This window comes from Clostridium sp. AM33-3, from assembly GCF_003480315.1.
In the GTDB taxonomy this organism is placed as follows: domain Bacteria; phylum Bacillota; class Clostridia; order Lachnospirales; family Lachnospiraceae; genus Brotaphodocola.
Genome location: NZ_QUIV01000030.1, coordinates 1 through 21,134, shown reverse-complemented (window position 1 = coordinate 21,134; position 21,134 = coordinate 1). Strand labels below are relative to the sequence as shown.

18 protein-coding genes are annotated in these 21,134 nt (G+C 49.0%); 6 read left to right on the top strand and 12 right to left on the bottom strand.

The genetic code is table 11. The features are described from left to right. Positions 1–64: 64 nt before the first annotated feature. Positions 65–1,501 carry an aspartate ammonia-lyase gene (gene aspA / locus DW819_RS13815; RefSeq protein ID WP_118733729.1) on the bottom strand — a complete coding sequence of 479 codons (1,437 nt, stop codon included), beginning with the start codon at positions 1,499–1,501 and terminating at the stop codon, positions 65–67. Between the two features lie 214 nt (positions 1,502–1,715). Between aspA and DW819_RS13810 the strand changes: the two genes are divergently transcribed. Next, positions 1,716–2,645, top strand: a complete 930-nt coding sequence (locus DW819_RS13810; RefSeq protein ID WP_177304339.1) for a LysR family transcriptional regulator — start codon at positions 1,716–1,718, stop codon at positions 2,643–2,645. Positions 2,646–2,734: 89 nt separating this feature from the next. On the opposite strand, the gene DW819_RS13805 is transcribed toward DW819_RS13810, so the two are convergent. The 3 genes from DW819_RS13805 to DW819_RS13795 all read right to left on the bottom strand — a co-directional run bounded on the left by DW819_RS13805 (position 2,735) and on the right by DW819_RS13795 (position 5,589). Continuing rightward, on the bottom strand, positions 2,735–4,087 hold the full coding sequence (locus DW819_RS13805; protein ID WP_118733728.1) for a hypothetical protein: 1,353 nt from the start codon (positions 4,085–4,087) through the stop codon (positions 2,735–2,737). A gap of 21 nt (positions 4,088–4,108) precedes the next feature. Further along, on the bottom strand, positions 4,109–4,984 hold the full coding sequence (locus DW819_RS13800; RefSeq protein WP_118733727.1) for a hypothetical protein: 876 nt from the start codon (positions 4,982–4,984) through the stop codon (positions 4,109–4,111). A 212-nt stretch (positions 4,985–5,196) separates the two neighbouring features. Beyond that, on the bottom strand, positions 5,197–5,589 hold the full coding sequence (locus DW819_RS13795; RefSeq protein WP_118733726.1) for a hypothetical protein: 393 nt from the start codon (positions 5,587–5,589) through the stop codon (positions 5,197–5,199). A gap of 214 nt (positions 5,590–5,803) precedes the next feature. Here DW819_RS13795 and DW819_RS13790 point away from each other — a divergent pair, with 214 nt between their 5' ends. Both DW819_RS13790 and DW819_RS13785 read left to right on the top strand, forming a co-directional pair. After that, positions 5,804–6,553 (top strand): LytTR family DNA-binding domain-containing protein, encoded by a 750-nt coding sequence (locus DW819_RS13790; RefSeq protein ID WP_118733725.1) that lies wholly within the window; start codon positions 5,804–5,806, stop codon positions 6,551–6,553. Further along, positions 6,550–7,863: a sensor histidine kinase gene (locus DW819_RS13785; RefSeq protein WP_118733724.1), complete on the top strand. Its 1,314-nt coding sequence runs from the start codon at positions 6,550–6,552 to the stop codon at positions 7,861–7,863. Before DW819_RS13790 ends, DW819_RS13785 begins: the two co-directional genes overlap by 4 nt. A 50-nt stretch (positions 7,864–7,913) precedes the next feature. On the opposite strand, the gene DW819_RS13780 is transcribed toward DW819_RS13785, so the two are convergent. After that, positions 7,914–9,263: an MATE family efflux transporter gene (locus DW819_RS13780; RefSeq protein WP_118733723.1), complete on the bottom strand. Its 1,350-nt coding sequence runs from the start codon at positions 9,261–9,263 to the stop codon at positions 7,914–7,916. Positions 9,264–9,419: 156 nt separating this feature from the next. Here DW819_RS13780 and mscL point away from each other — a divergent pair, with 156 nt between their 5' ends. After that, positions 9,420–9,890: a large conductance mechanosensitive channel protein MscL gene (gene mscL, locus DW819_RS13775; RefSeq protein WP_347560208.1), complete on the top strand. Its 471-nt coding sequence runs from the start codon at positions 9,420–9,422 to the stop codon at positions 9,888–9,890. Positions 9,891–9,899: 9 nt separating this feature from the next. Here mscL and DW819_RS13770 read toward each other — a convergent pair whose 3' ends face one another. From DW819_RS13770 to argC, 7 genes are all read right to left on the bottom strand, one after another. Further along, positions 9,900–11,816, bottom strand: a complete 1,917-nt coding sequence (locus tag DW819_RS13770) for a GGDEF domain-containing phosphodiesterase (RefSeq protein ID WP_118733721.1) — start codon at positions 11,814–11,816, stop codon at positions 9,900–9,902. Positions 11,817–11,860: 44 nt separating this feature from the next. Continuing rightward, a complete protein-coding gene (locus DW819_RS13765) occupies positions 11,861–12,844 on the bottom strand; it encodes a D-isomer specific 2-hydroxyacid dehydrogenase family protein (protein ID WP_118733720.1) in 984 nt (327 codons plus the stop codon). Between the two features lie 216 nt (positions 12,845–13,060). After that, positions 13,061–14,260 carry an aspartate aminotransferase family protein gene (locus DW819_RS13760; RefSeq protein WP_118733719.1) on the bottom strand — a complete coding sequence of 400 codons (1,200 nt, stop codon included), beginning with the start codon at positions 14,258–14,260 and terminating at the stop codon, positions 13,061–13,063. Positions 14,261–14,339: 79 nt separating this feature from the next. Then, entirely contained in the window at positions 14,340–15,245 is a 906-nt protein-coding gene (gene argB, locus DW819_RS13755; protein WP_118733718.1) for an acetylglutamate kinase, read from the bottom strand. A 90-nt stretch (positions 15,246–15,335) separates the two neighbouring features. Beyond that, the gene (gene argJ, locus DW819_RS13750) at positions 15,336–16,562 is read right to left on the bottom strand and encodes a bifunctional glutamate N-acetyltransferase/amino-acid acetyltransferase ArgJ (protein ID WP_118733717.1); all 1,227 of its coding nucleotides are present in this window, start codon (positions 16,560–16,562) and stop codon (positions 15,336–15,338) included. A gap of 13 nt (positions 16,563–16,575) precedes the next feature. Beyond that, positions 16,576–17,040: a GNAT family N-acetyltransferase gene (locus tag DW819_RS13745; protein WP_118733716.1), complete on the bottom strand. Its 465-nt coding sequence runs from the start codon at positions 17,038–17,040 to the stop codon at positions 16,576–16,578. A gap of 22 nt (positions 17,041–17,062) precedes the next feature. Beyond that, positions 17,063–18,103, bottom strand: coding sequence for an N-acetyl-gamma-glutamyl-phosphate reductase (gene argC, locus DW819_RS13740; RefSeq protein ID WP_118733715.1), 1,041 nt, complete (start codon positions 18,101–18,103; stop codon positions 17,063–17,065). Between the two features lie 295 nt (positions 18,104–18,398). On the opposite strand from argC, the gene DW819_RS13735 reads away from it, so the two are divergent. Both DW819_RS13735 and DW819_RS13730 read left to right on the top strand, forming a co-directional pair. After that, entirely contained in the window at positions 18,399–19,628 is a 1,230-nt protein-coding gene (locus DW819_RS13735) for an argininosuccinate synthase (protein ID WP_118733714.1), read from the top strand. Positions 19,629–19,742: 114 nt separating this feature from the next. After that, positions 19,743–21,086, top strand: coding sequence for an MATE family efflux transporter (locus DW819_RS13730; RefSeq protein WP_182432656.1), 1,344 nt, complete (start codon positions 19,743–19,745; stop codon positions 21,084–21,086). Positions 21,087–21,134: the final 48 nt, after the last annotated feature.

Sequence of the window (21,134 nt, the reverse complement as noted above, 5' to 3'; positions counted from 1 at the left end):
TATAACACAGGACGAAGAAGAACGCCAGTCCTGCTGAAGGGACTGGCGTTCTTCTTTTTTCTCTTTAGCCGCGCAGCTGTTCCATCGGATCTTTTCCGAGGATTCCCGGCTCAGTCATGGTGTACGGGTCCAGAACAGTATCCAACTGTTCTTCATCCATCAGGCCTTTCTCCAGAATCAGGTCTCTGACCTGGCGTCCGGTACGAAGCGCTTCTTTTGCAATATTTGCCGCGGTCTCATAACCTACATACGGGCAGATCGCAGTGATGACACCGATGCTGTTCTCCACCTGGCTGCGGCAGTGCTCTTTGTTTGCGGTAATGCCTGTGATACAATTATCTACCAGGGTTTTCACCGCATAAGTCAGTGTTTCGATAGACTCAAACAGATTGTAGAAGATGATCGGTTCAAAGGCATTCAGCTCCAGCTGTCCGGCCTCGGCTGCCATGGTGATGGTCACATCGTTGCCAATGATGTTGAAAGCAACCTGATTCACAACCTCCGGGATGACCGGATTGATCTTGCCCGGCATGATGGAGGAACCGTTCTGTCTTGCCGGAAGGTTGATCTCACCAAAACCGGTTCTCGGTCCGGAAGACATCAGCCGCAGGTCATTGGACATTTTTGATAGATTCACAGCACAGTTTTTCACAATACCTGAGACGGAAGCATAACTGTCCAGATTTTGTGTTGCATCGATCATGTCATAAGACTGCACCAGCTCCTCTCCGGTCAGCGTAGACATATTTTTTACTACCCGGTGAAAATACTGTACATCTGCGTTCAGTCCGGTTCCGATAGCGGTACCGCCCAGATTCAGGCAGCGGATTTCTTCCTTGGCGTTGTCAAAACGGCGGATATCGCGGCGGATGGCCGATGCATAGGCGTGGAACTCCTGTCCCAGGCGGATCGGCACGGCATCCTGCAGCTGGGTACGTCCCATCTTAATGACAGAATCAAACTCCTGTGCCTTTGCCATCAGCGCCTCTTCCAGTCGTTTTAACTGCTCCTGGGCATTCCCCAAAAGCTTCAACGCTGCCATCTTTCCGCAGGACGGAAATACATCATTGGTGGACTGGCCAAAGTTAACGTGGTCATTCGGATTCACCAGCTTGTAATCCCCCTTCTGTCCGCCAAGAATTTCAATAGCCCGATTTGCAATGACCTCATTTGCGTTCATATTTAAGGAAGTTCCCGCACCGCCCTGAATCGGATCTACAATAAACTGGTCATGCAGCTTTCCCGCAATGATCTCGTCGCAGGCCTGGGTGATAGCGGCCGCTCTTTTCTTATCCAGTTCACCCACTTCAAAGTTGGTGATGGCTGCTGCTTTCTTGATCTGCGCCACGCTGTTTATCAGTTCCGGATGCATTTTCAGTCCGGTAATATTAAAGTTCTCATAGGCCCGAAGAGTCTGCACTCCGTAATAAGCATCCTCCGGCACTTCTTTTTCCCCAATGGAATCATGCTCCAGACGATATTTCTTTCCATCTTCCTTCATCTTCGTTTTCCTCCCCTGTATCCATCCATATTCCTGCAGCCAGGCACGCTTCCACATCCAGCGATTCATCTGCTGCCTCGGTCCCGCATTTTCGCAGGAAGATATTGTTTGTTCGTAACAGTTCTTGACTTTAGTATAATTTAGCACTAAACTATTTTCAAATACTTATAAAATCATACATTTTATAGACTATAATCTATATTAGGAGGATGCGATGTTTCAGGGAATGCGATATGTTTACGAGGTCTACAAAGAAATGAGCTTTTCCAAAGCCGCCCGCAACCTGTTTATCAGCCAGCCATCTTTGAGTGCCGCAGTAAAAAAAGAGGAAGCCCAGATTGGCTTCCCCATCTTTGACCGCAGCTCCAATCCCATCCAGCTGACCGATCTGGGAAAGGAATATATCCGCTCCATTGAGATCATTATGGACGTAGAGAACGGATTTCAGAATTATATCAACGATATGCGGGAGTTAAAAAGCGGATCCCTTTCCATTGGCGGCACGAATCTGTTTACCTCCTATGTTCTGCCGCCCCTGATCTCCCGCTTTAATGAACAATACCCCCAGGTTCACCTGAATCTGATGGAAGCCACCACCTCGGAACTGACCGAGCGGCTCTTCTCAGGCTCCCTGGATTTTCTGATCGATAACCGCAGCATGGATCCGGCTGTTTACAGCAAACGCTTCTTCTGTGAAGAACATCTGCTTCTCACGGTTCCTGCCCGCTTTGCAGTGAATGAGACCATGAAAAACTATGCACTGACTGCCTCTGACATCCGGGAAGAACGTCATTTAAACTCCCGCATCCCTCCGGTTTCCCTGGAACATTTCCAGGATGAAAATTTTCTGCTGTTAAAAGGCGGAAACGACACAAGGGAACGCGCTGACCGAATCTTCCACAATGCCCACTTCCTTCCAAAGGTGCGTCTGGAGCTGGATCAGCAGATCACAGCTTATAACCTTTCCCGCCAGGGCATGGGCATTTCCTTCAGTTCCGACACCCTGATCCGCCATGTGCCGGACGAGGAGCATCTGGTATACTATAAGCTGAGCCATCAGGATGCGTTCCGGGAAGTGAATTTCTATTACAAACGAAACCGGTACATGCCAAAAGTAGTCAGTGCTTTTCTGGATATGCTCTGAGCCTCCGGCAAGAAGCATATCCTTTTCTATATCTATTATAGATATTTATCTATATCATCATCTCTCTATGTGCATAGGTCTGCCCTCTCTCAGTCACAAAGGCTGAAATACAGACTGCTGTACGGGTCTAATGTGTCAAGATCCAGGACACATGCCTCCGGAGAAATGCTGTCCAGCTGCATCTTTCTGGCACTTTTCTCATAAGTATCCGGTTCCGCCTGGGCTGCAAACACAAGGCCATCGTAATCGGCCGGCAGATAGACCGAATAGCTTTTAGTCAGGACCGCACCCCAGTCACCTACCTGGAAATCCCAGTCTGTAGAATAGGTAAATTCGATCAGATAGCTGTTTCCTCTCCAGCTGACGGTATGAAGATAATAGTTGTCGCCGCGGCTGCTGTTGTTAAATGTGGAGCCCGCTGTCAGCCACATGCCCGTATAGGCATCGTACAGTTCGCTGGACACAACGACCGTTCCGTTCGCAGCAGTTGAAATTGCGCTTTCCGGGATATAGCAGATCGCGTCAAAGTGCAGATCACGGATGCCATCATGGATATCGTCTGCCTTTTTTGTGATCTCCCAATAGCAGTCACTCCGACGGTAGCCATTGCCTTCCCCGGAATAGCTGCTTGCACCATTCGTCAGCAGAAACGTGCCAAGCTCCACTTCCGCATTCATTTCCAGGCCATTTCTGGTAAAATACGGTACGCTGGACTGGATTGCTTCTACCGGAAACAGACTTCCTCCATTGGTAAGGTCCATCAGATCGCCGCTGACCGTAAGCTCAAGCTGCAGAGTATCACCGCTTCCATCAAAGTGAAGCGTCACACCGTTTTCTTCCACCACAAGCGCACCGGATTCAATCACATCATCCTGGTCATTTACAAATTCCCATGTAGAATCCTCGTGAATGCGCAGCCAGCGGTTCTCGCCCTGATATTCCCAGAGTCCAACATAGTCTGCCAGATTCATGACAGGATCTATTTCCCCACCGGTATCCTGGTCACTTTCACCGATGGCAATGGTAGAAAGATCTTCCCGGAACACATAGCGCTCCACCGGATCCCAGATCCAGATAAGCTCCGTATTGTCTCCGTATTCATCAATGAAACTGACCAGAACATCACTTTCCCAATCACCATCCATATCATCAAACGAGATTGCGTTAAAAGTCTGCTCCGCATCCGGAATATGCATGGGGAACAATACACTGTCATAGAGCACCTGCTCCGGTTCGTCCCAATAAAACGCCGCGCTGGTCTCACTCACGGTAACCAGCACATCCACGCTTTTTCCGTCGTGGGTAATGGTTCCGCTTCCGGCCACAACGCCGCTTGTTCTCCAGTCATCGCCCGCCACGTCACCGGAAGCGCCACAGGCCGCAAGACCAAGACCGATCACCACCGGCACAGTAAGGAAAACCCTCTTTGTCTGTCGGTACATCGTAATCCCCCCTCTCATTCATCACTCCATCCGGTAATAAGCACCTTCATCTCCCCATATGAGCATATCGCTGTCAAAGTCGAATACCTTGTAGGACACGCCATCATATACGGTAGAATCCGCATAATAGGTACTTGTTTCATCCGTGGAGTATGTGAAGATGCCATGATCCATTTCTGCAGCCTCAGCACCCGGAGCGCGCTGGTAATAACTCCAGTTTCCATTGCCATCGATCACGACATACATCTCCGCCGAGAGGTCGCCGTCGTAATACCAGACACCCTCAAATTCAGAGACATTCCGCTGACAAAGGTCTGAGTCCCATCTCCAGTAGGAATCCAGATGTGCGTTCTGATTTCCACTTCCACCCGATCCGTTCTCCACATAGGAAACCGGCTCATCATCTTCCGTAAGCTGTCCTCCATCTTGATACCAGAGATACTCCATCCCCTCGCCCAGGTTAAAGTAACCATATGCTGCGCTGTAAAGCTGCCCCTCTTCCATGGCAATCCGGCTGCCGGAGTCATCCCGGTTGCTGTAGGCATAAATGGCCTCCCATTCCGGCTCATAACGAAGATACCCTTCATCCATGACCTCTCCGCTAAGGTAAAGCGTCCAGTTGCCCTCGCCGTCAAACTCCATATAATCGTAGTCGTTGTCCGCTTCTCCCAGCCAGATACCCTCAAAGCCGCTGAAATCATTCACTGTATCCTCATTCAGATCCCCACCCAGGCCGTCGTTCGGATCATTCTGCAGATTCTCATCTCCATCATCCTGAAGGCTTTCATCTGCATCCTCCGGTAATGCAGTTGTCTCCTGTGTACTGCCGCAGGCCATGCACACCAGACTGACCGTCAATAGCATTCCCGCCAGAACATACGTCATTTTTTTCTTCATGTGTCATCCCTCCCTAATTCACTAAGCTGGTTTAATAAAAAAGAATGTGCCTTGGCACATTCTCGCGCCGAGGCGCGGTTGCTTCGGCAACCATCTACCTTTGCGCCGAGTGCGCATCCTCGCGGAGCGTTTTTGTATGATAGGACGCAATTTCCTATCATATAAAAAATCCACCGTACTGTTATTGTACGGTGGATCCTGCGGGATAACCATTAACTAAAGGTTAGGTTTTTGGTGAAAAAATTCGAAAGGCAGTCTGTCAGGCATTCCTCCAGCTGCTCCTTCCCTGGCGGAAAGATTCCAAATGCATTTGCATGAAGCTTCCAGAACTCCAGTGTATTTTCTTTATCTGACAGCCAGATCAGCGCAGCAGAAGGGTTATTAGCCCGGATTTTCCGAACAATCTGTGCTCCTTTTTCTCCCATTGCACAAACCAGCATGATCAGATATGGATTCCCCCGGACAAAATGCAGATAGCTTTCCAGATCACCGATATAGGTGTGGATGACCGGCCATTGTTGCTTTTCCGTTAAGATCGTACGCAGCATCACTTCCAGTCCTTCTGTCTCTTCCGAACGTTCTCCATATATCACTACCCTTACCATCACTCCACCTGCCTTTTGGGTTATTTCGCTCCTCCGCTTTTTTTTATGTCATTCATTGTCATATCATTAACTTTTTCTTTGGAGGATTTTGTATTATAATCATACTAAATTGGAACACTTCTGAAAACCACATCGACGTTAACGGTCAATCCTCGACCAAATTGGTCATTGACCTTTTTCGTATTTACAGATCACAGAGGAGGATTCTGCTTTGATGCATTTTGCAATTGTAGAAGATCTGGTCATGGATCAGAAACATCTGATCCGGCTGATCCAGGAGAATTTAGAGAAATATCATGAAACAGCGGATTTTGACTGCTTTGAAAACGGAGAAGACTTTCTGGCACACTTCCGCCCCGGCCTTTATCATGCTGTTTTTATGGATATCATGCTGGACAGGACCGGTTTAAACGGCATAGAAACTGCTGAAAAGCTGCGCAGCTTCGCAAAACGGATTCCTCTTATTTTTATCACCTCGGAACGTGATTACTCCCTGGAGGGTTACCGTGTCCACCCGCTTGATTACCTGCTGAAACCTGTCGACGCGGCCTCCCTGTCCTGGTGTCTTGATGAAATCCGCACATTTCTTGCCGAGCCGGCTTATATCGAGATCCAGGAATCCCTCGGTCAGGGGCAGGCCTCAGCGAAACGGATTTTTCTGGATGATTTTCTGTATGCTGAGACACGAAATCACCGCCTGATCATCCATACGTCAAAAGAAGATATTGCTGCACGCCTGTCATTCACAGAGCTTTTGTCCCTGCTTCCCAAAAGCGGACGCTTCTATATGAGCGGGCGAGGACTTCTTCTCAATTTTTCACAGGTTGCTGACTTTCATGAGGATGGCACCATTCACCTGAAAAACGGTGCATGCATCTTCTGCAGCCGCCGCAAGAAACGGGAAACCAAAGAAGCTTTTGCAGCATATCTGTTTGATTGTCTGCGGAAAGGAGGAACTTTATGAACTGGCCTGTATTCGGAAAAGCATTTCTCTGTGAAACGCTGTACTCCATCCCTTTTTTTATTCTGGCGCTGTTTCCATTCCGCAACCAGCTGCGTTTTCCTTTGAAAAACATTACTTTTTTGATTTTCCTCGGACAGCTGTTTCAGTCATCCTGTTACTTATATCTGGTTGAGCAGGCAAAATCCACCCGGATGACAGATGTCCTCTTTGCCATCGTATGCCTGAGTCTCTACTTTCTATGCGTAAAGACCAATCCGTGGAAACTGCTTTTCCTGTGTTTTTTCATTTTCAATTATATCGTTACACTGCGCGGAATCTGTTTTTTCCTGGAAAGCTGGTTTTTTTCCGGTTCAGATCTCACGTTTTATTCGCTTCACAATGAAAGTATGCTGATTACCTCTGTATTTCTGCTGATCACGCTTCCTCCCGGACTCCGATTCATGGAAAATGCAAGGGAACGTATTTTTGAGGTGAAGAGCCCGGCATTCTGGCACAAAGCCTGGCTGCTCCCATTTTCAGGTACTTTTATTATCTGCGTTTACAATTTTGACTTAAGCATTGATGTGGTCCGCACCCCACGCTTTATTCTGACAAGAATATGGCTGCTTGTCATGACGTTCATGGTCTATTCCATTCTTCTGGAAGCATTTGATATCATCCGGCAGCAGGCAATGCTCAGGGAACGGGCTGACCAGCAGAGAACACTTCTGGCCATCCAGCATACACAGTATCAGCAGCTTTCCAGGCATATGGAGACTGTGCGGCAGGCGCGGCATGACCTGCGCCAGCATTTAAATGTGATCGACCATTATCTGGGCAGCGGGAAAACAGAGGATCTGAAATCGTATATCAGCCAGTACCGCATGACATTGCCTCCGGATGTTGCCCGGACCTGGTGCGAAAATTATGCAGTCAATACCATTGTCTGCTATTATGCGGAAGAAGCCCGCAAAGCCGGAATTGACTTTTCCGTCCGGCTTGAACTGCCAAAGCAACTTTCCATCAATGAAGCGGAGCTATGCTCCATTCTCGGAAATCTGCTGGAAAATGCACTGGATGCCTGCAGGGAATGTACCGATACCGCACCTTTTATCCGCATTCGTGCCCGGGAAGAAGGCGGGCATATTGCACTGGCTGTAGACAATACCTGCTGCCGCGCCCCCATGGAAGAAAACGGCCGTTTCCGCTCAAGCAAGCATGAAGGCTTCGGCACCGGAACCGCTTCGGTCCGCTCCATTGCGCAGCGCTATCATGGCGTGACGGAATTTCACTATCAAGATCATATCTTTTTTGCTTCTGTCTTTCTATAAAATGAAAAAAGGCCGGTCTCAAAGGCCAGTCTTTTTTCAAAATTTCCTGTTTAATTTTCACGTTCCCGGTGTTCCATAGAGCGGAATAAATGCATGCAGATCATGATGCCCACCAGAATTGACAGATAGTCCGCTGCCGGCTGGGCATAGATCACTCCATCCAGACCAAGCATTGCATTCAGGATAAAGATCAGCGGAATAAAAATCAGTCCCTGACGACAGACGGTAAGGACTAGGGAAGGAAGTGCCTTTCCCATACCCTGGATCGTATTAATACACAGAAACAGGATCCCGATAAACGGTGCGGAAAGCTGCAGGGCAACCACCATGCGGATGCCGTATGAAACTACCTCTGCGTCATTGATGAAAACCTGGATCATGGTTTTTCTGGCAATGATCATAAACAGAGTCAGCAGCATTCCCATGATCACAGAGACCACGCCGGTAAATTTGAATACCTGCATCAGGCGTTTTTTATTGCCGGAACCGTAATTGTAACCGATCAACGGCTGGATTCCCACGCAAAGCCCAATCTGCAGCAGAACCACCAGCATATTGGATTTCAGCGCCACACCCATTGCCGCCACCGGTGTGTCTCCATAGCCAACCAGGGCCTGATTCAGGATAATGTTCGCAAAGCTCATCAGAATATTATTCAGGGAAGCCGGAATACCGATCGCTGCTACCGAAGCCGCGATTCCCTCTCCCATCCTGAAATCCTTCACATGAATAGACAGCATGGATTTTCCGCGTACATAATAGGAAATATAAAAGAAACAGGCAGCAATATTTCCTATGATAGTCGCAAGTGCCGCTCCGGACACTCCCCAGCCAAGACCAAGGATCATAACCGGATCCAGAATGATATTCACAATGGTTCCCAGCAGGTTTCCGACCATGGATTCCCTGGATGCTCCCTCTCCGCGCAGAATATTCGCAAACGCAGTCGAAAACATGATCGTTGGCGCGCCGATGGAAATGATCGTCAGATACTGTCTTGCAAAGCCTATGGTATTCTCACTGGCGCCGATCAGATGAAGGATCTGTTCCATGCCAAGCACGGAAATCACGGCTACCATGACACCAAGTCCCAGTGATCCATAACAGCAGAAGGAACTGATATGCCAGGCGCGGTCTTTTCTTCGTTCTCCCAGTGCTCTTGAAATAGCGGAGCTGCCGCCAATTCCGAATAAATGGCCCAGGGCCATAAAAATCATAAATACCGGTGTTGCCAGCGAAACGGCAGCTACCTGCAGCGGATCTTTTGTCTGGCCGATAAAAAAAGTATCCGCCATATTATAGATAACCACCACAAGCATGGAAATCATCGTCGGAACTGCCATTGTCGCCACGGCTTTTGGTACCGAGGCCTTCTCAAATAAATCTGTGTTTGTTTTCACATCGTTCTCCTCCTTACAGCATTGCTCTTATTGTAGTATTATTTTCATATATGAGTCAAGCAGATATGAAACCAGGTTTCCTCAATCTTGACATTTTCTGCCGCAAATCCTATACTGTTTTTAATCAATAACGTAAGGGGGGTACCTATGAAAAAGATTCTGGAAGAATTCAAGGCTTTCGCGTTGAAAGGCAACATGATCGACATGGCAGTCGCTGTCATCATCGGCGGCGCGTTCAACAGCCTGATCACCTCTCTGGTTGAAAATGTTGTCATGCCGGCACTAAGCCTGATCACCGGAAAGATTGACTTCAGCAACATGTTCTTTGCCTTAAACGGCGAGCACTACGCAACCCTGGAGGCCGCAAAGGAGCAGACCTCCGTTGTCGCTTACGGCCTGTTCGTCACCCAGCTGATCAATTTCCTGATCATGGCCTTTGTTGTGTTCCTTGTCATCCGCCAGTTAAACAAGCTGTACAAGAAACCGGCTCCGCCTGCAAAGCCGACCGAAAAAGAATGTCCGTACTGCAAAACAAAGATTGCCATCACAGCAACCCGCTGCCCGCACTGCACCTCCATTCTTTCTGACGAGATCCAGAGCGAAGCCGCTGCTGCACTCAAAGAATAACAAATATTCTTAAGTATAACTCTGTTTTAACAATTCCAGAAGTTCTTTCTGCGGAAGCGGTTTTGAGAAGTAGTAGCCCTGGATCATATCCACATTCCAGCTGCTCAGCAGTCTCATTTCCGCTTCCGTTTCTACGCCCTCTGCCACAATCCTGTAATTCATTCTCCGGAAGGTTTCCACCACGCTCTGATAAAACAGAGCCCGCTTTTCATCACTGCAGATATCAAAAAGAAGAGAACGGTCAAGCTTGATCGAGGAGAACGGAAGCCGCATAACCGTATTCAGGTTCGCATAGCCGGAGCCGAAATCATCTAGGCAAAGACGAATCCCGGCTGCCGTAAAGTCATCTGCAACCTTTTTCAGGCTTCCGTTATATTCTGTCGCAACGGTTTCCGTGATCTCAAACTGGATCCAGTCATGCGGGATTCCATACTCATCCATAATACGGATAAAATGACTGCTGCAGTCGCTCCTCATCAAATCCAGGGAAGACAGATTCATCTTAACATTCCAAAGCCTGCTGAGTGCTGCGCAGTTTTCCTTCATGAACCTGCAGATGCGCCTGAACTGCAGATCGGTGATCTGTTCGATCATATGATTCTTTTCCGCAATCTGGATAAAGACATCCGGCGCGATCCAGCCAAGCTCCGGATGATACAGGCGACTCAGGGCCTCCAGCGTGATAAACCTTTTTTCCGCAATGGAATAAACCGGCTGATAATACAGTTCAAATCTATCCTCCGAAATGGCTGTGTGAAGATACTGCTCCACCTTTTTCTGGTATAAAAATCCATCCAGGTTTTTCCTGTCATTCTGGATCACCTCAGTGAGACCGTTCTGCGCCGCCAGGGATTCCAGATACTCTGCGTACTCCAGGATCAGTCCGCAATCTCCGAGTTTCTGTGCCTCTGTAATACCACTGAGGATCACAGGCATGCTGATTTTTCTTCTGTCCACATTCATGGACGTCTCTGCACCAAACATCTGCTCCAGGTTTGTAAGAAAATACTCATACTCCTTCATGGAACCGGCCACCACCAGAAACCTCTTTCCGGTAATGCGGTAAGCCTTCTTCCCGCATAATTCACCGAGCATGTTCGCCATCAGCTGCAGCGAGCGGTCGCCTCCCTGGATCCCGATGATCTTGTTGATATGCTTTAACTGGTAAAGATATACGGTAATGACATGAAACGATTTTCCGGTTGCGATCAGTTCCTTGCATTTTCTGGTCAGATAGAGATGATTGTATACACCGGTCAGACTGTCCGTGTTCACATTTGGGTTATTGATCGTGATAAACAGGGCGAGAATACCAAGGCTTAATCCGAATCCTGTCATCAGCAGTGAGTGGTCCAGAAACTGGATCACCACACCGCTTCCACTTATCACAAGAATTTCCAGGAGCACCATGGTCTTCCGGTATCCCATCCTCCTGCTCCATGAAATGATGAGGATAAAGGCTGCTGCCATATGACCGATGGCGCTGTAATACATCAGCTTATACCAGGAGCCTTCCACATATCCTTCTGTCAGATCAAAATAAAACAGCTTTTCCGTAAACGGGTTGAGCAGTACAAGACCGATCAGAAAAAATGTGGGCAAAGCAGGCAGCAGCATTTTTTTTGCAGAAATCATCTTATTGTCATGCAGCGTCACAATGTAGCAGATCAGGGTAAAGGGAAGCAGGGCCTGGAACAGATAAAAGACCGTTGTCGTCAGCATCGCTGCCAGACCGAAATCTCCACCTCCCGACGAAATATAATAATTGCTGAGCAGTTCCGCTGCCACATCCAGAATTCCAAGGACTGCAAAGAAAAGAAATATCTGATTATTCAGATCATCTGCTCTTTTCTGCCCAAGAAAATCCCACAGGATCAGCAGCAATATTACCATTGCCGCAATCAGAAAATCCATATTGTAAACCATGGGTATCCTCCATCAGTTATTCTATCTTTCAATCGCATGGACGATTAAGCCAGCATAGTGGGATACGCTCCCTCTTCTGTCATTTTCACAATTCCCTCAATGCCGCACTGTACCATACTGTCTACTGCCTGCTCAGTATAGAATGCCATATGCTGGGTCATGATGACGTTGCGGAACTGATGAAGATAGAACCAGTTTCGGTTTGCAATGATGTCGCTTCTGCGGTCACAGTGGATGATGCCTTCCTCGCCCTCTGCAGTATCCATACCCAGAGCGCCGATCTGCATAGATTCAATGCCATCGATCAATGCCTCGGTATCGGTCAGGCCTCCGCGGGCACAATTCACCAGGATCACTCCTTTTTTCATTTTTGCAATGCTCTCATGGTTGATCACATGGTGGGTGGTCGGAAGCAGCGGCATATGAAGCGTGATGATATCACTCTCCCGATACAGCGTGTCCAGATCGACATACTCCGCCATCTCTGCCACCTCCGCATTCTGATAAACATCGTATGCCAGAATGCGGCAGCCAAAGCCCCTTAAATCACGGATGACCTGCTGTCCAATGCGGCCGGTCCCCATAACGCCTACCGTCATGGCACACAGATTTCTGCCCTGCAGTCCTGCCAGGGAAAAATCATTGACATAGCCACGCCAGAATGCCTGCTTATACTGACGCAGACACATGAGTATCATCATGATGGTAAAATCTGCCACGCCATCCGGAGCATAATTTGCGTTACAGACATGAAAGCCAAGCTCCTTTGCTGCATTCAGGTCGATATGGTCACTGCCGATGGTCCTGGTGGAAATACATTTCACGCCAAGTTTTTTATATTCTATCAAAAGCTCCCGGTCAATTTTTCCCTGCCCCAGTATGGTAACTCCCTCACAGCCGTACACCAGATCCGTATTCGCCAGAGACGGAACTTCGCTGTATTCTGCAATCTCTGCATGATATTCCCTGGCCCAACGGGCAAAAGATGCCTTTTCGTCCGGACGCACTTCAAACGCCGCAATCTTCAAAATAATCTCCCCCTTTTTCTCTTATGTGCTCTGTCTGAATTATATATGTAATCACACCACCCTGTCAATTTACATTGGTAAAGCCACTCCAGATTTCTGATATCCTTTTCTGGCCTATGAACAGAAAAAAACCAGTATTACCGGTCTATCACACATGTATTATCCCGAAAATACTGGTTCCCTGATCGTAAACTCCGATCCCTCGTTTCTGATTTTCTATTTCACTGTCGCTTTGATCGCTGCCTTCAGTCTCACAACCATCTCATCCACATCTGCCTTCTCAATGACAAGCGGAGGAACGAAACGGATGATGTTTGCTCCGGCGCTGATGAGTACCAGATGCTGCTCCATCAGTGCGTTGCTGACAACCGGACCGACCACGGTATTAAATTCCAGTCCCTGGATCAGACCTTTTCCCCGGTGTGCGATGACACAGTCATACTCTGCCACGATTTCTTCCAGCTTTTCCCAGAGATAAGCTCCGATCTCCTGCACATGACCGACAATGTTCTTCTCTTTGAACACATCCAGTACCGCATTGGCTGCCGCACATACCAGCGGGTTCCCGCCGTAGGTCGTGCCATGGTCCCCCGGCACCATGGCGGTTGCCGCTTTGCCGCATGCCAGAAAAGCTCCGATCGGAGTTCCGTTGCCAAGAGCCTTTGCAGTCGTCATGACATCCGGCTTCACTCCGTAGTCCTGCCATGCGAACATCGCACCGCTTCTTCCCATGCCGCACTGGATCTCATCCAGCATCAGAAGCGCATCATGCTCATCACAGAGAGCACGTACACCTTTGATAAACTCTTCGGTTGCCGGATAAATACCTCCCTCACCCTGGATGGTCTCCATGATGACCGCGCAGGTCTTATCGGAAAATAATGCTTTCACACTGTCCAGATTGTTAAACTCCGCAAATCTGATATTCGGGATCAGCGGGGCAAAGGGCTCCTGATAGTGGTCATTTCCGGTTACGGAAAGGGCTCCCAGGCTTCTTCCGTGAAAGGAATGCTTCATGGCAATGATCTCATAATCCGGTGCCATGCCCTTATTGTAGGCATAGCGCTTTGCGATCTTCAACGCGCCCTCAATGGCTTCGGTACCGCTGTTGGTAAAGAACACCTTTTCCATCCGGGATACCGCCAAAAGCTTCTCACCTGCTGCAATGGCCGGCTCATTGTAAAACAGGTTGGAGATGTGCGGAAGCTTCTCCATCTGCTCCTTCACTGCGTTTTTCACTTCATCACAGCTGTAGCCCAGTCCCATAACAGCAATACCTGCACCAAAATCCAGGTATTCCTGTCCGTCTGTATCATACAGCTTTACGCCCTCGCCGTGGTCAAACACCACCGGAAAACGATTGTAAACTTTATATAATGCGTGCTCTGCACGGTCAATGTACTGCTGCTTTTCCATTTGTTTCTCCTCTTTTCAGGCATTCATGCGCCATTCAAAATTGCTGTCCTGTTCCGGCTGCATTGCGCAGCCTCCGGTTCTATTTTGCATCCTCGTGGAAATACCGCGCGTCTCCATCCTTATAGATGGCAGTACCGATACCACGGTTGGTAAAGATCTCCAGAAGCAGGCAATGCGCAATGCGTCCGTCCAGAATATGGACACGGGATACGCCATTTTCAATCGCGTCGATGCAGTTCTGCAGCTTCGGCAGCATGCCGCCGCCCAGGCTTCCGCTGTTTACAAAATTCTGTGCCTCTTTTACGGTCATCTCGGAAATTAAGGAACTCTTATCCTCAAAATCACGGTAAACCCCCTCAACATCTGTGAGGAATGCCAGCTTCTCTGCATTGACAGCACGGGCAATGGCACAGGCTGCGTCGTCCGCATTGATGTTGTAGCTTGCATAATGCTCATCAGAGCCGATCGGACAGATAATCGGAAGAAAATCCTTCTCTAATAAATCATAAATGATCTGCGGATCCACCTTGGTAATCTCGCCTACAAAGCCGATATCCTCACCCTTGGAAAGTTTTTTTTCACAGCGCAGCAGCATGCCGTCCTTGCCGCTGATGCCGACAGCCTTTACTCCCAGCTCATTGACCAGCTGTACCAGGCTCTTATTGACCTTGTTCAGGACCATCTCAGCAATCTCCATGGTCGGCTCATCGGTCACGCGCAGGCCGTTCACAAAATGCGGCTCCATGCCTACTTTATTGACCCAGCGGCTGATCTCCTTGCCTCCGCCATGCACGATGATCGGTTTGAAACCAACCAGCTTAAGCAGTACCACATCCTGGATAACCTGGTGTTTTAAATGTTCATCCACCATGGCGCTGCCGCCGTATTTGACCACAATGATCTTGCGGTTAAAACGCTGGATATAAGGAAGCGCCTCGATCAGGACCTCCGCCTTCTGTAACTCTGTAATCTCAGAACTGTTCATAATCGTCTCCTCTCCCCGGGCTGTGCAAAATCAGACGCAGTCCGTACCTTGCTCTGTATGTTTCGTTCCTGCTGCCAGAATCTGCAGTGATCAGGAACGATAATCTGCGTTAATTTTTACATAGTCAAATGTTAAGTCGCAGCCCCATGCGGTTGCGGCTGCATCGCCCATCTTCACATCAGCAATGGCAGTCACCTCCGGCTCGGAAAGGATCTTCGTTGCCTGCTCCTCACTGTAATCAAGAGCCACACCGTCCCTTATGATCTGCATGCTGCCTGCCGCACTCTCAAAGAACAGGTCTACCTTTTCCGGATCAAACTGTGCTCCGGAGTAACCCATAGCGCAGAGGATACGGCCCCAGTTGGCGTCATGTCCGAAGATTGCTGCCTTTGTCAGGCTGGAGGTAATGATGGATTTGGAAAGGGTCACAGCCTGTTCCTTGCTCTCCGCGCCAATCACCTTCACCTCAAACAGGGCAGTGCAACCCTCGCCGTCTCCTGCCATCTTCTTCGCCAGGGTCTCATTGACATAGTTTAATGCCTTGCAGAACGCCTCGTAATCTGCGTTCTTCTCGGTAATCTCTGCGTTGCCGGCCATTCCGTTTGCCAAAAGCAGGCAGGTATCGTTGGTGGAGGTATCCCCATCCACGGAGATCATGTTGTAGGTATCCTTTACATCTGCGCTCAGGGCTTCCTGCAGAAGCTCCTTGGAGATAGCTATGTCGGTGGTGACAAAGGAAAGCATGGTGCACATATTCGGATGGATCATGCCAGAGCCCTTGCACATGCCGCCTACGGTTACGGTCTTGCCGCCGATCTCAAACTGAACAGCCACCTCTTTCTTTTTGGTATCGGTGGTCATAATGGACTTGGCTGCTTCCGTGCCACTCTCGATGGTGCCGGAAAGCTCCGGAGCCATAGCTTCGATGCCTGCTTTTAATTTATCCATCGGAAGCTGCATGCCGATAACACCGGTGGATGCCACCAGGACTGCGCTCTCCGGAACATTCAGTGCCGCGGAAGCCGCCTGTGCAGTCTCTGCGCAGTAGCCCATACCCTCAGCGCCGGTACATGCATTTGCAATGCCGGCGTTGATGACAACAGCCTGTGCGTACTCAGACTCTTTTACAATCTTCTGGTCCCATTTCACCGGCGCTGCCTTTACGATGTTGGTGGTAAAGGTACCGGCTGCCCTACACGGCTTCTCACTGTAGATCATTGCCATGTCTTTTCTGTTTTTATATTTGATCCCTGCTGCCGTAGATGCGGTTTCAAATCCTGCTGCTGCGGTCACGCCGCCTTCGATTACTGTATACATACTGTCTTCCTCTTTATTTAATAAAATTGGTAATATTTTCCTCATTCAGGACAAAATCATAATAGTTTACATCGCTTCGTTCGACCCATCCAACATTATGCCAGAACTCATTTCCGACTTCATTGGACTTAAAAGCAATGAGGCTCACCTTGTTGATGCCCTCAGCCTGGAGCGCCTTCATGGCAAAGTGCACCATGCGGTGTCCCACGCCATGCTGACGGTAATCGGATGCCACACACACATGATAGAAAAATCCGGTCCGTCCGTCATGTCCGCACAGGATGGCTCCTACAATGCGGCCATTCTGCTCCGCTACCACGCTGGTGGTGGGATTGCGCTTTAAGAAGCGCTGCACGCCTTCCCTGGAATCATCGATGGAACGGATTCCAAAACCCTGAATGCTCATCCAGAGCTCATATACCTTATCATAATCATCCGGAGTCATCTCACGGACATTAATACTCATGGTTCCTGCCATGTGCTGCTTCCTTTCTTTCTCTCTACGGGAATACCGGCACCTGCTTCAGTCCTGTATTCTCAGGCAGTCCGAACAGCAGGTTCATGTTCTGCATAGCCTGTCCGGCTGCTCCTTTTACCATATTATCGATCGCCCCCATCATGACTACGCGTTTGGTGCGCGGATCCAGCTTAAAGGATACATCTGCGAAATTGCTGCCCTCTACCCAGCGGGTTTCCGGCGGAAGTCCCGGCTCCAGAACGCGGACAAAATATTCATTCTGATAGTATTTATCGTAGATGGCCTTTACTTCCTCCGTGGTCGCATCCTTTACCAGGGACGCGTACGCGGTTACCAGGATGCCGCGGTTCATCGGGACAAGATGCGGAGTAAAGCTGATGGTAACCGGCTTTCCTGCCGCGTAGGATAACTGCTCCTCGATTTCCGGTGTATGGCGGTGTCCGGCAACGCCGTAAGCCTTCATGCTCTCATTAACCTCGCAGAACAGGCTGGAAACCTTTGCGCTTCTACCTGCACCGGAGGTGCCGGATTTGGCATCAATGATGATGGTATCCGGATCGATGATGCCTTCCTTCACCAGCGGATAGGTACTCAAGAAGGAGCAGGTCGGATAACAGCCCGGGTTCGCGATGAGTCTCGCGCCCTTGATCTTTTCGCGGTTAATCTCCGGCAGTCCGTAAACGGCTTCACCGATAAACTGCGGGGTTGCATGTTTGATCTTGTACCATTTCTCATAAACGTCCACATCTTTGATACGGAAGTCAGCGCTTAAGTCGATGATCTTTGTCTTAGATAAGATATCCTCCGTCACCTGGGATGCACAAAAGCCCTGCGGCGTTGCGGTAAAGATGACGTCCGCGATTTCTGCCAGTTTTGCCATGTCATCATCCTTGCACGGCTCATTTACTGCGTGTGCCGTGTTTCTATATATAGAAGCAAAATCCTCACCTACATAACTTCTGGAACCGTACCATACGATTTCCACATCATCTCTCTGAAGTAACAAACGGGCCAGTTCCGCTCCAGCGTAACCGGTCGCACCGATAATTCCGGCCTTAATCATGGCTGTACCTCCCTGTGTTTCATAATATTAACGATTAATTTTCATTATAAGTACTTTTCCATTACAGGAAAAAACTTTTTCCAAATACCCTCAGGAATCCATGTACAAAATGTTATCCACAGCTTCGCGGGATTTTATAATTATACATCGCATTTGCATATTATGCAATGTTTTTTTGAAAAATATGCAATTTCCTCTTGCATATTCTAAAAAACTATTGTATATTTATGAAGTCTCACATGACAACGTGAATTTGAAAAACCATTTTTATAGAATACTCAAGGAGGATTTTGAGATGAAAGAGAAAGTAGTTCTTGCATATTCCGGCGGTCTGGATACCACCGCGATCATTCCGTGGTTAAAGGAGCATTTCGATTACGATGTTGTATGCTGCTGCATCGACTGTGGCCAGGGCAGTGAGCTGGATGGCTTACAGGAGAGAGCAAAACTCTCCGGCGCATCCAAATTATACATTGAAGATCTGGTAGATGATTTCGCTGAGAATTACATTGTTCCGTGCGTACAGGCAAACGCTACCTATGAAAACAAGTATCTGTTAGGTACTTCCATGGCTCGTCCGGCCATCGCAAAGCGCCTCGTTGAAATTGCAAGAAAAGAAGGAGCAGTTGCTATCTGCCACGGCGCTACCGGTAAGGGCAACGACCAGATCCGCTTTGAGCTGGGCATCAAGGCTCTGGCTCCGGACATCAAGATCATCGCTCCGTGGCGTATGACGGATGTATGGACCATGCAGTCCCGCGAAGACGAGATTGAGTACTGCAAGCAGCACGGCATTGATCTTCCGTTTGCGGCAGACAGCAGCTACAGCCGCGACCGCAACTTATGGCACATCAGCCATGAGGGCCTGGAGTTAGAGGATCCGGCAAATGAACCAAACTACGATCATCTTTTAGTTCTCGGTGTAAGCCCGGAGAAGGCACCGGATGAGGGTGAATATGTTACCATGACCTTCGAAAAGGGTGTTCCGACCAGCGTAAACGGCGAGAAGATGAAAGTTGCTGATATCATCCGCAAGTTAAACACCCTTGGCGGTAAGCACGGCATCGGTATCGTGGATATCGTAGAGAACCGTGTGGTCGGCATGAAGTCCCGCGGCGTTTACGAGACCCCTGGCGGAACCATCCTGATGGAGGCTCACAAGCAGTTAGAGGAGCTGGTTCTTGACCGTGCTACCATGGAAGTCAAGAAAGAAATGGGCGACAAGCTGGCGCAGGTTGTTTACGAGGGCAAATGGTTCACCCCGCTGTGCGATGCAATCCGTGCATTCGTAACCTCCACCCAGGAGTATGTAACCGGTGAAGTCAAATTCAAACTGTACAAGGGCAACATCATCAAGGCCGGTACCACCTCTCCGTACTCCTTATACAGCGAGTCCCTGGCATCCTTCACCACCGGCGACCTTTATGATCACCATGATGCAGACGGCTTCATCACCCTGTTCGGTCTGCCGCTTAAGGTTCGCGCAATGAAGATGGCTGAACTGAAAAAAAATGAAACCAAATAAATAACGGATCACTCCGATAAAAAACCGCAACCAGTGTGATTTGCTGATTGCGGTTTTTTCGTTGCAGTGCTAATATAATCCTGTTTATTTTTAATTTGGAAAGAAGGTTTATTTATGTCAAATTCCATGACGCAGGGCAATCCCCTGAAGGTCATGCTGCAGTTCGCTTTTCCGCTTCTGATAGGAAACCTGCTCCAACAGACCTATAACATCATTGATGCTGCCATTGTTGGTCAAAGCCTTGGAGCCCAGGCACTTGCCAGCGTCGGTGCCAGCACCAGTGTCCAGTTTCTGGTCCTCGGCTTCTGTATGGGAAGCTGTACCGGCTTTGGCATTCCAGTCGCCAAATATTTCGGTGCCGGCGATCTGAAACATATGAAAAATATCATCTTCAACGGTGCAGTTCTTACCGCAGTCATCGCAGTGATTATCACCGTACTCTGCACCCTCCTCTGTCCGTGGATCCTTCAGGTTTTATCGGTGCAAAGTGATATCTATGCCAATGCCTACTCCTACCTGATGATCATTTTCCTGGGGCTTCCGTTCACCCTGCTGTACAACTACCTCTCCAGCATCCTGCGGGCAGTCGGAGACAGCCGGACTCCTTTCCTGTTTCTGGCATTCTCCGCTGTCCTGAATATTTTCCTGGATCTGTTTTTCATTCTCGTTGCAGACTGGGGATGCGCGGGTGCTGCATTTGCAACCATTGCCGCTCAGGCAATCAGCGGAATCCTGTGTCTCATCGTGATCATCCGGCGGATGGAGGTTTTATGGCTGTCCAAAGAAAACCGCGTTGTACGCGGTGATTCCATTACGGAATTGCTTCAGATGGGACTTCCGACCGGACTTCAGTTTTCCATCACTGCCATCGGAAGCATGGTCATGCAGTCCGCAAACAACGGACTCGGCGGTGATTATGTCTCAGCTTTTACAGCCGGGGCCAAATTAAAACAGTTTACCATGTGCCCATTTGACGCCATTGCCACTTCCGTTTCCGTTTTCTGCAGCCAGAACTACGGAGCCGGAAAAATTGACCGAATCCATAAGGGGCTGCGCCAGGGCATTGCCGTGGGAGTCGGCTACGGGCTCTTTGCCGGCCTGATCCTGATCTTTGCAGGACGTCCGCTTTCCATGATTTTCGTAAGCAAAGATGCCTCCGGAGTTCTGGATGCCTCCGCCAAATATCTGCGCTGCATGGGATATTTCTACTGGAGCCTGGGCATCTTAAATGTAACCCGTATGGTGACCCAGGGGCTTGGTCACTCCGGCAGAGCCTTTTTCTCCGGCGTTATGGAGATGATTGCCAGGACCATTGTCAGTCTGGGATTTGTCGAAACCTTCGGCTACACTGCGATCTGCTTTGCCGACCAGACAGCATGGATCGCCGCCTGTTGCTACATTGCGCCGACATGCCTGTACTGCCTGAAGAAAATAGCAATTATAGCACGGAACGAATAAAGGTCCGGAAGTGAATGAGACCGCTTTCCGGGATTTTCACATATCGTT

Bases quoted from the DNA above. Each gene is read 5' to 3' on its own strand.
- DW819_RS13795 (WP_118733726.1), bottom strand. From the start codon at position 5,589: ATGGTAAGGGTAGTGATATATGGAGAACGTTCGGAAGAGACAGAAGGA.
- DW819_RS13805 (WP_118733728.1), bottom strand. From the start codon at position 4,087: ATGTACCGACAGACAAAGAGGGTTTTCCTTACTGTGCCGGTGGTGATC.
- DW819_RS13730 (WP_182432656.1), top strand. From the start codon at position 19,743: ATGTCAAATTCCATGACGCAGGGCAATCCCCTGAAGGTCATGCTGCAG.
- DW819_RS13790 (WP_118733725.1), top strand. From the start codon at position 5,804: ATGCATTTTGCAATTGTAGAAGATCTGGTCATGGATCAGAAACATCTG.
- DW819_RS13760 (WP_118733719.1), bottom strand. From the start codon at position 14,260: ATGGAAAAGCAGCAGTACATTGACCGTGCAGAGCACGCATTATATAAA.
- DW819_RS13745 (WP_118733716.1), bottom strand. From the start codon at position 17,040: ATGGCAGGAACCATGAGTATTAATGTCCGTGAGATGACTCCGGATGAT.
- DW819_RS13770 (WP_118733721.1), bottom strand. From the start codon at position 11,816: ATGGTTTACAATATGGATTTTCTGATTGCGGCAATGGTAATATTGCTG.
- aspA (WP_118733729.1), bottom strand. From the start codon at position 1,501: ATGAAGGAAGATGGAAAGAAATATCGTCTGGAGCATGATTCCATTGGG.
- DW819_RS13810 (WP_177304339.1), top strand. From the start codon at position 1,716: ATGTTTCAGGGAATGCGATATGTTTACGAGGTCTACAAAGAAATGAGC.
- DW819_RS13800 (WP_118733727.1), bottom strand. From the start codon at position 4,984: ATGAAGAAAAAAATGACGTATGTTCTGGCGGGAATGCTATTGACGGTC.
- argC (WP_118733715.1), bottom strand. From the start codon at position 18,103: ATGATTAAGGCCGGAATTATCGGTGCGACCGGTTACGCTGGAGCGGAA.
- DW819_RS13735 (WP_118733714.1), top strand. From the start codon at position 18,399: ATGAAAGAGAAAGTAGTTCTTGCATATTCCGGCGGTCTGGATACCACC.
- argJ (WP_118733717.1), bottom strand. From the start codon at position 16,562: ATGTATACAGTAATCGAAGGCGGCGTGACCGCAGCAGCAGGATTTGAA.
- argB (WP_118733718.1), bottom strand. From the start codon at position 15,245: ATGAACAGTTCTGAGATTACAGAGTTACAGAAGGCGGAGGTCCTGATC.
- DW819_RS13785 (WP_118733724.1), top strand. From the start codon at position 6,550: ATGAACTGGCCTGTATTCGGAAAAGCATTTCTCTGTGAAACGCTGTAC.